General features: G+C 62.0%; 7 protein-coding genes. 3 read left to right on the forward strand and 4 right to left on the reverse strand.

What is annotated here, in order from left to right:
- The first annotated feature begins 342 nt into the window (after positions 1-342).
- Together P6U31_RS28035 and P6U31_RS28040 are read left to right on the forward strand one after the other, a co-directional pair.
- Positions 343-4,251, forward strand: a complete 3,909-nt coding sequence (locus tag P6U31_RS28035; protein WP_407184972.1) for an RHS repeat protein — start codon at positions 343-345, stop codon at positions 4,249-4,251.
- Positions 4,252-4,478: 227 nt separating this feature from the next.
- Positions 4,479-5,606 (forward strand): acyltransferase family protein, encoded by a 1,128-nt coding sequence (locus P6U31_RS28040; protein WP_407184973.1) that lies wholly within the window; start codon positions 4,479-4,481, stop codon positions 5,604-5,606.
- Positions 5,607-5,633: 27 nt separating this feature from the next.
- Here P6U31_RS28040 and P6U31_RS28045 read toward each other — a convergent pair whose 3' ends face one another.
- The gene (locus P6U31_RS28045) at positions 5,634-6,995 is read right to left on the reverse strand and encodes a polysaccharide pyruvyl transferase family protein (protein ID WP_407184974.1); all 1,362 of its coding nucleotides are present in this window, start codon (positions 6,993-6,995) and stop codon (positions 5,634-5,636) included.
- A gap of 19 nt (positions 6,996-7,014) precedes the next feature.
- Entirely contained in the window at positions 7,015-8,472 is a 1,458-nt protein-coding gene (locus P6U31_RS28050; protein WP_407184975.1) for a lipopolysaccharide biosynthesis protein, read from the reverse strand.
- A gap of 287 nt (positions 8,473-8,759) precedes the next feature.
- Between P6U31_RS28050 and P6U31_RS28055 the strand changes: the two genes are divergently transcribed.
- On the forward strand, positions 8,760-9,860 hold the full coding sequence (locus tag P6U31_RS28055; RefSeq protein WP_407184976.1) for a glycosyltransferase family 4 protein: 1,101 nt from the start codon (positions 8,760-8,762) through the stop codon (positions 9,858-9,860).
- 22 nt (positions 9,861-9,882) lie between these two features.
- Here P6U31_RS28055 and P6U31_RS28060 read toward each other — a convergent pair whose 3' ends face one another.
- Positions 9,883-10,974 carry an acyltransferase family protein gene (locus tag P6U31_RS28060; protein WP_407184977.1) on the reverse strand — a complete coding sequence of 364 codons (1,092 nt, stop codon included), beginning with the start codon at positions 10,972-10,974 and terminating at the stop codon, positions 9,883-9,885.
- A complete protein-coding gene (locus P6U31_RS28065; protein WP_407184978.1) occupies positions 10,971-12,077 on the reverse strand; it encodes an acyltransferase family protein in 1,107 nt (368 codons plus the stop codon). Before P6U31_RS28065 ends, P6U31_RS28060 begins: the two co-directional genes overlap by 4 nt.
- Between the last annotated feature and the right edge of the window lie 9 nt (positions 12,078-12,086).

Below are 12,086 nucleotides of genomic sequence, written 5' to 3' on the forward strand. Positions count from 1 at the left end.
GGCGGCAGCTGCGAACCTCCCGTGCCGGAGAAGCGCGCGAACTGCACGAGATGCGCGACAGAGATTCTCCGTTGCACTTCCAAAGAGCCGTTCCATCAATCCGTTTGCGCATACATTCAGCAGCGCAAATCGAGAAAATCTTGAAAGCGCCTTCCTCGTGCCATGCTACCCCGGCATCGCATCGATATTCTGCTGCAACAGAGCGAGTCAGTTCCTGCACAAGGAACCGCGTGTCGCTCGCGATTTGTAGCTTCGATTTTTATCTGAAATTCACACTCGACAGAGAAGCTTGAACGCAAATCCCTGCGAGCAATTTTGCTCGCGTTGAAACTCGAGTGAACAATGCCTGATCAAACCATCCTGTCCGCCAACGGCTTCATCAACTCCATCGGCGTCAACACGCACGCCGGCTTCGGCTGGACCGGCTACAACAATCTCGCACTGATGGCCGACGACCTCGAGTATCTCGGCGTCACCCATCTCCGTGACGCGATGGGGACCAGCCCGGCTGCGCAACCCGTCGTCGAAGGTCTCGCCGCCGCCGGCTACAAGTTCGACTTCCTGGTGTCGTCAGCCCTGCCCCAGACGGGCACGACCGGGCTGCAGAACTACATCGCCTCGCTCCAGAAGTTCGCGACGAGCCACCCCGGCAGCATCAGCGCCATCGAAGGGCTCAACGAGGCCAATCACCAACCCTTCAGCTACAATGGCAGCTCGAGCCTGAGCGCCGCGGCCCAGTTCCAGAGTGCGCTCTATCAGGCCGTCAACGCCAACGCCACGCTGGGCAGCGTCCCGGTCTACAATCTGTCATTGGCCTACAATGATCCGCAAGGCTACAGCCAGCTCGGCAACATGTCGGGCTCGGTCGACTACGCCAACGCGCACGCCTATGTCAGCACCAGCCTGACAACCAGCAGCTCGATTGCGGCAACGCTGAGCGCCGTCATGACCGCAGCGCCGGGAAAGCCCGTCGTCATCACGGAAACCGGCTACACCACCCAGGCCAACACTCAATATCTCGGCGTCAACGAGACGGTGCAGGCCAAATCGATCCTCAACACCCTGGTCGATGCCTACAAGGCCGGCGTGAGCGCGACCTATCTCTACGAGCTGTTCGACCGTGACTCGTCCGCGGGCAATACCAATCCCGAGGCCAATTTCGGACTGTTCAATTCCGACGGGACGCCGAAGCTCGCCGCCACCGCCATCCACAACCTGACGACCATCCTCGCCGACGACGGCACGGGGGGCCTTCAGCCGACTAATCCGCTGAACTACACTCTGAGCAACATGCCGGCCACGGGCAACAGCATGGTGCTCGGCAAGAGCAACGGCGCCTACGAGCTCGTCGTGTGGGCGGAGCCCAAGCTCTGGGACGATCCCACCGATACCGAGGTGTCCAATGCGGCCCAGACGGTCACGGTGAATCTCGGCGGCGTGCATCATTCGGTGAAGGTGTATGACACCCTGACGGGAACTTCGGCGATCGCCAGCTACACCGACGTCAGCACGATCACGGTTCCGGTCAGCGATCACCCGCTGATCATCGAGATCGACGCGCCCGCGACCACACCGCCGCCGCCGGACACGAGGACCAGCGTCAGCGGCACAGCTGCCGAGATCGTGCCGCAGCTGTCCGATTTGAGCGAGTCGACGGCGCTGCAGAGCATCACGCTGACCGACTCGCACGTGCTGCCGGTCGCCTCGAAGGCGACCATGGACTATATCATCGCCCATTACGGTAGCGCCCTCTCCAAGATCCAGGGCGGCTACTCGTTCTCGGTGACGAACGCGGCCGCGACCTGGACCAGCACCAAGACCTACAATTCCAGCGGAACGCTTCTGTCGAAGTCGGACACCGGCCTGAATTCGAGCGGGCAGCCGACCTCGACCACCGTGGCCTACACCGACGGCTCCAAGGACCTGATCAGCTATACCAGCGGCGTGAAGACCAAATTCGTTCACGTCGGCACCGACGGAACCCGGACCACCGACACCTACAACACGGCCGGAACCCTTCTGAGCGAAGTCTTGCAGAAGTCCGACGGCTATTACTCCACCACGCTCTACACCGGCGGCGTGAAGACCGCCGCCTATGTCAAGAATGCGGACGGCTCGCAGGACAACTATACCTACGGCATCACCGGCAAGAGCTTCACCACCCAGGTTCAGCACCTCGATGCCTCCGGGAAGGTCACGTCCGTGACCCGCAGCCATGCCGACGGCTCGCTGGACTCGACGCAGGTCTTCAACAGCGACGGCAGCAGCGTGATCACCACCTATAGCGCCACGGGCGTCAAGCTGGTCACGACCACCTATCATGCCGATCACAGCAAGGATGTCTGGACCTACAACATCACCGGCCAGACCTACACGACCGAGCACGACGTCTACGACGCCACCGGCTTCCTCACCAGCCTGACGCGCCTGCATGGCGACGGCAGTCTCGCCTTCAGGCTCACCCAGACCACCGACGGCACCAAGACGACCGATTGGTACAATACCGCCGGAAGCCTCACCAGCGAGGTGGTTCAGAAGGCCGATGGCTTCACCTCGACCACGCTCTACAGCAACGGCGTCAAGACCAACGCCTATGTGAAGAATGCCGATGGCAGCCAGGACAATTATGCCTACGGCATCACCGGCCAGAGCTACACCACGCTGATCCAGCACGTCGATCCGTCCGGCAAGATCACCGCCGTGACCCGCAAGCATGCCGACGGCACGCTCGAGTATACCCAGGTCATCAACAGTGACGGCAGCAGCGTCGTCACCAATTATGACGCCGCCGGAACGCGGACCAAGGAAACCGACTATCACGCCGACGGCAGCAAGGATGTCTTCCTCTTCAACATCACCGGCCAGACCTACACGACCGAGCACGACACCTACGATGCGACCGGCTTCCTCACCACGCTGATTCGCAAGCACGCCGACGGCAGCATGGCGTTCAAGCTGGTACAGAGCACCGATGGGACCAAGACGACGGATTGGTACGATGCCAATGGCGTGCTCACGAGCGAGGTGCTCGAGAAGGCGAGCGGCTACAGCTCGACCACGGTGTACACCAACGGCGTGAAAACCGCGGCTTACATCACCAACGCCGACATGAGTCACGACAACTACAGCTACAACATCACCGGTCAGAGCTATACCACGCAGTACCAGCACCTTGATCCGTCCGGCCAGACTACCGAGGTGATCCGCTGGCATGCCGACAACTCGCTCGACTACACCCAAGTCGTCAACAGCGACGGCAGCAGCGTGGTCACCAACTACGATGCGTCAGGCGTCAAGAAGACGGAGACCGACTACCACGCCGATGGCTCGAAGGACGTCTTCCAGTTCAACGTTGTCGGCCAGACCTACACCAACGAGCACGACACCTACGATTCGACCGGCTTCCTCACCCACATCGTGCGCACTCACGCCGACGACAGCCTGGCCTTCACGCTGGCGCAGAGCGCCGACGGCACCAAGACCTCCGACTGGTACGACGCCAACGGCGTCATCACCAGCGAGGTGACGACCAAGAGCGACGGTTACAGCTCGACGACCGTCTATACCGGCGGCGTGAAGACCGCCGCCTATATCAAGAACGCCGACGGCACCTCGGACAACTGGAACTACAACGTCACCGGGCAGTCCTACACCACGCAGCATCAGCACCTCGATGCCTCGGGCAAGCTGGTCGAGCTCACCCGGACCCACGCCGACGGCACTCTGGACTATACCCAGGTCATCCATGACGACGGCAGCAAGCTGACCGACATCTACGACAGCGCCGGCAACAAGACCCAGGAGATCGCCAACAACACCGACGGCTCGAAGGACGTCTTCCTGTTCAACTTCAACGGACAGACCGGCACCACGCAGCACGAGAACTACAACAGCGCCAGCGCGCTGCAGTTCTTCGATCAGACCAAGACCGACGGTACCCACAATGTCACGGCCGTCGCCAACGGCGTGACGATCCAGGGCGGGGCCGGCAACGACGTGTTCTCGGCTGCGCCAAGCTCGACCACCATCGCCTACGAGCACGGCCAGGACCAGGTCCTCAACTTCCAGGCCGGTGACGCGACGACCCACGACACGATCGCGATCTCGAAACTGCTGGCTGCGGACTATAGCCATCTGCAGATCACGCAGTCCGGCACGAACGCGCTGATCACGTTCTCGGCCAACGACTCGATCCTGCTGAAGAACGTCTATGTCTCCAGCCTGACCAGCCACGACTTCGTGTTCGTCTGATCACGGCGGCGTCGCCTGGGGGCCGGGACCACAACGTCCCGGCCCCGTTCATTTGTTGGGCGCCTGCCTTCTCGATGTGCAGAAGCCGTCCACCATCCACAATTGGATGGCACCCATGAATTCGGACGGACTGCCGCGATTGCGCCGCATCGGTCGGCGCGGTTGCGAACTTGCGTCACAATTCGTCTCTAGAAGGGAGACGAACCGCGCAAGGACTCCGAGGCCCGATGGAAGCCAGTGAAGCAAGACGTTTCGTCGTTCTCGACTTCTACCGCTTCGTCGCCGCGCTCGGGGTCTTCATCTTCCACCTGAAGCTGATCGACACGGGCATTTCGCCGGCGTGGAACGGGTCCTATGGCCTGTTCGTGGACATGTTCTTCATCCTGTCGGGCTTCGTCATCTCCTATTCCTATCCGTCCGACGCGCGCGGCGTGGCCGCCTATTCCCGCTTCATGATCCGGCGCATTGCGCGGATCTATCCGCTGCACCTGCTGAGCCTGCTCATCTTCGTCGTGCTGATCGGCGTCGGCCTGGAGCGCACGGCCCGCTCGACGTCGCTGGACTTCCTGTACAACATCCTGCTGCTGCAGGCCTGGGGCGTCACCGATCACCTCAGCTTCAACTCGCCGTCCTGGTCGATCAGCGCCGAGTTCTTCTGCTATCTGGTCTTTCCGCTGTTGATGCTGTTCGCGCGCAAGGTCCAGCCGGTCGTGCTCGGCGTGATCGTGGCAGCGCTATACCTGATCCTCGCCCACGGCCATCTGCCGATCTGGCAGGAACGGTCGCAGATGTATGGCGCTAATTTCGACTACGGGATGCTCCGTGCGCTGCCGAGCTTCCTGAACGGAATCCTGCTCGCCATTCTCTTCCGCATGTCGCGTCCCTACCGGCACAAGCGGATGATCTTCGCCGGCATCGGCCTGTTCGGCCTCTCCGTGCTCGTCCTCAACGTCTTCGCCAAGCCGGACCTCGCCATCCTGCTGTTCTCCAGCGCCATCCTGCTCACCGCAGTCGGCGAAAGCGCCTTCAAGCAGTTCCCGGGCGCTTGCCTGCTCGGCCGGCTCGGCAACACCTCATATGCGATCTACATGCTGCACGATGCCGTGCTCATCGCCGTGTTCAAGCCGTTGTGGATCTGGCTGGGACTGCGGCCTGATCAATTCGGCCTCTTCGCCCTGGCGTGCTGTGCGGTCCTGACCGTCATCGCGGACCGCACCTACGCCTATTTCGAGAACCCCGCGCGGCGCCTCATCAATCGTTGGGCCGACACCGGCCTCCCCGCCTCGCGCCAGGTTCAGACGGCCACCGCCGAGACGGCCATCGGCTTCGACAACACCGAGCGGGCAGTCAACTGACTGCCCTGCCGATGCAATAAGAGGTTTTCAGGCGACTTTACCGCCGGCCGCCGGCACCATCCGCATCGCGCTCTCGGCCAGCAGTGGTGCGATGTTGGCGCGGGACGCCTCCATGACGCCCGGCAGCGCCTGACGTACCTGCTGGCGGACGGAATCGTGCACACCGAGGAACTGCAGCAGAAACTTCTCGAAACTGTCGCCGACCAGGAACTGCGCCGGCGACAGCAACAGCGACTCGCTGACGTCAAAGTGCGCGAACAGGCCCTGGAACTTGTCCTGATAGGTGATCGCCGCGACCGGCGTTCCCTGCCCCAGCGCCGCAATCGCCAGATGCATGCGGCCGGTGATCACGCCGTCGACCAGACCGACGACGGCCTTGATCTCGCCAGCCGATAGCGCCTGATCGACATGATGCAGGTGATCGCCGAGCGCGGGCTTGAGGCGGTCGGCCAGAGGCCGCAGGCAGTTGTCGTCGGCGATCTCGGGGCGGTAATCATGCGCCAGCAACAACCAGCTCGCATTGTTCTCGCGCGACAGACGCTCCATGGCACGCGCCGCGAGCTCTATCATCTGCCGCAGCTTGGCCGGCTCCGGCTTCTTGAACAACATCGGATGGATGTTGAAGACAAAGACCTTGCGCCCCTGCTCCCGCTGCCGCGTGATCGCCGCCTCAATCTGATTCACTGCGGCGGTATCCGCCCGCGGCGTCAGCATGAACGCCGCATCGGCGACCAGATGGGCGCGCTTTCGGGCGAAATCGTCGAACCGCTGCAGCGATATCGCATCGCGCAGGTTCAGGACCACGCCCGGATCCAATAGTCGGAACACCTCGCGCAGCGCTTTCGCCGGGCGGGAGTTGAAACTGAAGCCGAGCACGCTGACCTTGGCGCCGAACGCGGCCATCAGATCGGCAACGAGCAGCATACGTGCGGCATCCACCGGCGAATAGTAGCCGTCGAGCACATCGGCCCCCAGAACCAGCCCGAAATCCGGCCTGGTGAGCGACAGCTCCTGCGCCACCGTCTCGTAGGAGAACGGCAGCCTCCAGAGCTCGAGCGGCCTGAAGCCCATCGCGCGCACGTCCGCGCTGGCCGCCGAGGTCGCGGTGACGATGTAGACCTCGAGGTCCGGATAGGTTCGCTTCAGCTCCCCGGTGGCCGCCTCGATCATGGCCTCATCGCCGCGCGACTGATGGACGCTCCAGGGATCGGAGGGAAGAACGACCAGCCGGCGCGGATTGTTACGCGGTGCGGCGTTGACGCCGACGTCTTTCCGCGCGATCTGCCACCGGCGCAGCTCGAGCAGGTCGAGCGCCAACTGCGTGTTCTTCGCGCTGTTGAGCCAGCCTCGGAGCTGCCTGCGTACGGGTACCGGGATCAATTGCTTCACGACATTCTCCTCGTCTTCATCAAGCGGTCGCACCGCGCTTCACGACGAAATCAATCAGGGACAGGGCCTGCTTGCGCCAGAGCAGCAGAATGCCCGTCAGATAGGTCACTCCAAAGCAGGACGACAGCAGTCCGATCCGCAGGTAGGGGTTGATGCCCGGCGTTGCCTCCCGACACAGCACGACCGCGCCGTAGGCCAGCATGATGGCGCAAAGGCAGCCCGCAATGGGACGCAGAAACTGGCCCCAGCTCAAGCCAAGCAGCCGGAGCGCCAGCGCGAAGGTCACGGGGGTCACCACCAGCTGCGAGAACGCGAAGATCGTGGCCAATTGACCGATGTCGCGCGACGGAAGCAGGAACATTGCCGGCACGACGGTACAGAATTTGAGGATGTTGAGCCCAAAGACGTAGTTCGGCTTGCCGAGGGCGCCGAAATAGGCGCTGTTGACGAACTGCACCGTCTGCACCGCGCCGATCAGCATCAACGGCCGCATGACGGCTTCGCTGCCGCCCCACTTGGCGCCAAACAGCAGCAGCGAGAACTCCGGCGCGATCGCCGCGAGGAGCACGAAGATCGGAGATCCGATCAGCGCGCCGAGACTGACGCTGCGCAGATAGGCGCCTGCGATGCGGTCCCGCTCGTGCGCAATCTTGGACAATGCGCTCAGCGCAACGTCCATGACCGCCTGGGTGAGCAGCTGCATCAGGATGATGTAGACCCTCGCACCGACCGTGTAGATGCCAAGAGCCGCGACGCCATACAGCGACAGGATGATCATGTCGATCGTCCGTACGATGGCAAAGTCCAGCAGCCTGTTCAGCACGACGTGTATGCTGTAGCCCGAGAGCTCGCGAAAGCTCTTCCGAGAGTAACCGCGCATCGGCAGCCATCGCGGTTGGCTCCAGAGCCATAAGCCGCTGATCGCGCTCTGAACGACCACCTGAATCACGAGGCTGAGGGCGCCAAAACCGGCATAGGCGCAGGCAATGCCCACAACGCCGGACGCGGCAGTTGCCACCATCGTCCTGACGGCAAGCACGCGAAAATCCATCTGGCGCTTGTAGAGCGCCTCCTGGAACAGGGTCGCTGTCCCGATCGGAAGCGAAAGACTGGCGGCGGTGAGCAGCGGCGCGAACCCCTTCACATCGAGCCAACGCTCGATATGCGTCGCAAGCAGCGCAATCAGGACGGCCAGCAACACTGAGGCTGCGAACGAGCAGAAGAAGGGCAGCGTCACATCGGCGGGCTCGAGCGTCCGCCGCTGGATCAAGGCATCACCAAAGCCGAATTCCGCGATTGAGCTCAGGAGCAGCAGGATGAAGGCGACCAGCGCGGCAAGGCCGAAATCGGCGGGATTGAGCAGCCGTGCCAGCACGAGGAACAGCACGAACGACAATGCGCGGCCGCCCCAATTTTGTGCGAGCGACCAAAACAACGCCACCACCACCTGATGCTGTTTGCCTCGCATGACGCTCATCAACAATTCGACCCAATTCCGACAGATCTAACCACAATCACGGAGTAGACGATGTGAGACGCGATGGCGCGACATCGTCCTCTCCGATCACGGCGGAGAACTGAATGCTCGCGACATCACGACGGAGTGATGGCAATCGCATGAGCGCCGTCACGATTCAGATTTAGAGTGGAAGTGAGTTCAAATCGTGGACTACACTCCAATCAACCATTGCGAAGTGATGCAAAATGGATGCCTTGATAAGTTCGCCCGCTCCGCGTTCTCTCCATCACTCCAAGCGTTTGCGTGTGGCGATCTATGCACCGCATTTTGCAGAATACTCCTACCGGCTCGCCGCGGGATTGGCGCATCATTGCGACGTCCGCCTCGTGCTCAACCGCAAGGACGCGAACCAGCAGTGGGAACTTGCTGATATCGCCGTCGAGGCGCCGTTCGAGACCCGGATTCGCAACATGAGCTTGCGCCGTGGCGGCGGCGTGCTCGGCATTCCCGCGTCCTTCCTCGACATAATATCGTTTCGTCCGGACGTGATTCATTGTCACGAAGTTCCAGAGATCTACACGTCACAGTTGATTCAACTTCTCCGTCCACTTGGCATTCCCCTGGTGCTGACGGTTCACGATGCAATTCCACATTCGGAGGGCGGCTCCGGCACCTCGCCTCGTGAAGATGCCTGGCGCGAGCGCATGCGCGCGGCTGCGTCAGTCGTCACCACGCACGGCGAAAGCTGCATTGCCGATTTTCGCCGCGCTTCGCCCGACTTCAAGGGCGACACGGTTTCCAGCATGCACGGCGTGCTCATGGTTCCGCCCGCGTCGCGCGCGGTCGCCACGCCCGAGCCCGCGCGCATCCTGTTCTTTGGACGGATGTGGGCTTACAAGGGCCTCGATGTCTTCATCGACGCGATCGACATGTTGGTCCGGCGCGGTGTGCCACACGAGGCGATCGTCGCCGGCCGCGGCCCCGAGATGACGCGGCTCGGAGCGCGAATGGAGGCGATGCCGACCGTCAAGACCATCAATGCCTATATTTCGCCCGCGGATACCGGACAGCTGTTTCAGTCCGCTACCGTGGTCGCGCTGCCTTATAAGGATGCAACGCAGAGCGGCGTGCTTGCATCCGCCTACGGCAATAGCCGGCCCGTCGTTGCCAGCGCGACCGGCGGCATTCCCGATGTCGTGACAGACGGCGTCAACGGACTCCTGGTGCCTCCGGGCGATGCCACCGCGCTGGCCGACGCACTCGAACGCGTGCTGACCTCGAAGCCGCTTGCGGCGACATTGACCGATGGCGCACGGCAGACCGCGGCCGGCATCTTGAACTGGAACCGCATCGCCGAGCAACTGCTGGGGTCCTATCACAAGCTCGCCGGTCGTACCGTGAGCTGACCGCGACCGGCGAATCGGACCGTCAAACCGATTGCCCGATCTTGAGCGGCCGAAAGAACATGCCGCGGATCGCGCCGTCCAACAGGCGCCTCAGCCTTACCTCGATCAACTCGTAGCTGATCGCGCTCGCGACCAATGACATCACCAGCCCGAGCCCGATAAAGGCCGTCCACAGCAGCCAGCGATCGACGCCGACGGCGACCAGCTTTAGGCCGATCACCTGCAAGGGGAAGAGCACGAAGGGATGAACGAGATAGAGGCTGTAGCTGATCTTGCCGACATATTGCAGGGCCGGCGCACTCAGAGCCTTGCCGAGGCCCGACTCCGGAGCAAGCACCATGCCGAACAGCAGGAAGCCGGGAAGGAGCCCCACGAACGGGTGAAACAACACCAGGCTCGCATACATCGCCGCTCCGCAAGCAAGGCCTGCGATCAAGCCGAGGCGCCCGGGAATCGAGATACGAAAGCCGGTCGCACTGAATAGCATGCCGATGCAGAAGAAGGCCGTGATCGGCCAATGCAGGAGGCAGGCGATGCCGAGCAGGATCATGGGCGCGGCCAGCAACTTGCCACCGATGCGCAGCATCGAAAACGTCGCCGCAAACCAGATGTAGAACGCCCATTCATAGGTCAGCGTCCAGGCATTCTGCTGGGCAATGGGCAGGCCGAGCGCGTCCTGAACGAAGAACAGATTGGCGGCGAAGATCGTCAGATAGCTGGTCACATCGATCCCACGGAAGAACTTGTAGGCGACGATCGGACCTATCGCGAACAGCGCCAGATGCAGGACGACGAACACCGGCATGATGCGCAGGACGCGATCGAAGAAGAACCGCGGCAGCGACCCGTGTCGTACCAGGCTCGCCGGAATCAGGAAGCCGCTGATCATGAAGAACAGCTCGACGCCATGCCCACCGACATTGACCACAGACTGCAGCCAGGACCAGAGCGGCGGCAGGAATCCGGGATCCGGAATGTCGTACATGCCGCCCTTCGGCATGTCGTAGAAATGATCCATCAGCACGCTAAGCGCCGCAATGCCGCGAAGCCCCTGCACCGACGGAACGAACGAACCGTCATAGGCGACGCCCGGCTGGTGCGCAGTCCCGCTCACTCTGCGGCGCCTTGCGTGCTGAGGGCAGGCTCGAGAACCACCTTCTTTCGGCGCGCGGAGCGGAACCTGTGCCCAAAGGCAATGCTGGGCTTCTCCACGAATGCAAACGTCATCCAGCTGACAAGAAGCGATAGCGCCATGATCACAGCCAGGAAGATCGACCATCCGAGCGGCCCATCGCCGAACCAGACGAGGCGGTGGATGAAGACGATCACGAAGGGCGACATCAAATAGACCGAATAGCTGATCACCCCGACGAATGCCATCGGGCGCCATGCCATTCTCTCGCCGAACACGGCAAAGCCGATGAACACCAGCGCCGCGCAGACATAGGCCGATCCGATCGAGTAGCTGTAGAAGAAGTTCTCGTGATACACGCCTCCGAACCGCCGGTCGGACAGCGTGATGGCGAAGATCGCATATAGGAGCGTGCAGACGGCCACGTGGGTCCATCGCAGCCTTCCGCCGATGACGGTGTCGCGAATGATCTTGCCCAGGAACATCGCCGACAGGTTCAACCCGACCTCCATCACCGAGGATACGGTCCTGTTCTCCACCAGCAGTGCAGCGGTGGTTCCGATCAGCGCGGCCGCAAGGACGATCGTCACCGCCGTGAAGCGCCTGTTCAGCAGCCCCATCGCAAAGAGAATGGTGCATCCGGCATAGAACAGCAACTCGATCGCCAGCGTCCAGTAGAACACCCAGAGGTTCGGAACGTTGATGAAGGTCTGCAACATCGTCACGTTCGCGGCGACCTGTCCGAGCGGGTAGATCTTCGACTCCAACAGCTGCATCGTCACCAGCCCGACCACGAGCGAGGTCCAATAGGCCGGGTAGAGCCGGAAGAAGCGGCTGATCGAGAAATCCCGCACCGGCGTGGCGCTGTCCGGAAAACTGAACGGAATGACGAAGCCGCTGACGAAGAAGAACAGTACGACGCCGAACCGGCCGAAATTCATATAGTAGCCGAACACATCGTGAATGGGCCAGTAATAGGCACCCGTCGGATGCTTTTCGACAATGATCTCGAACACGTGCTGGACCAGGACCGACAACACGGCGATGCCGCGCAGCGTGTCGATGAATGCGAGCCGTTTATGCATCGTTGGTTC

The sequence above is a fragment of the Bradyrhizobium centrosematis genome (genome assembly GCF_045571495.1).
GTDB lineage: Bacteria > Pseudomonadota > Alphaproteobacteria > Rhizobiales > Xanthobacteraceae > Bradyrhizobium > Bradyrhizobium centrosematis.

Coding starts and splice junctions, on each gene's coding strand:
- P6U31_RS28035 (WP_407184972.1), top strand. CDS start 343: ATGCCTGATCAAACCATCCTGTCCGCCAACGGCTTCATCAACTCCATC.
- P6U31_RS28040 (WP_407184973.1), top strand. CDS start 4,479: ATGGAAGCCAGTGAAGCAAGACGTTTCGTCGTTCTCGACTTCTACCGC.
- P6U31_RS28050 (WP_407184975.1), bottom strand. CDS start 8,472: ATGAGCGTCATGCGAGGCAAACAGCATCAGGTGGTGGTGGCGTTGTTT.
- P6U31_RS28065 (WP_407184978.1), bottom strand. CDS start 12,077: ATGCATAAACGGCTCGCATTCATCGACACGCTGCGCGGCATCGCCGTG.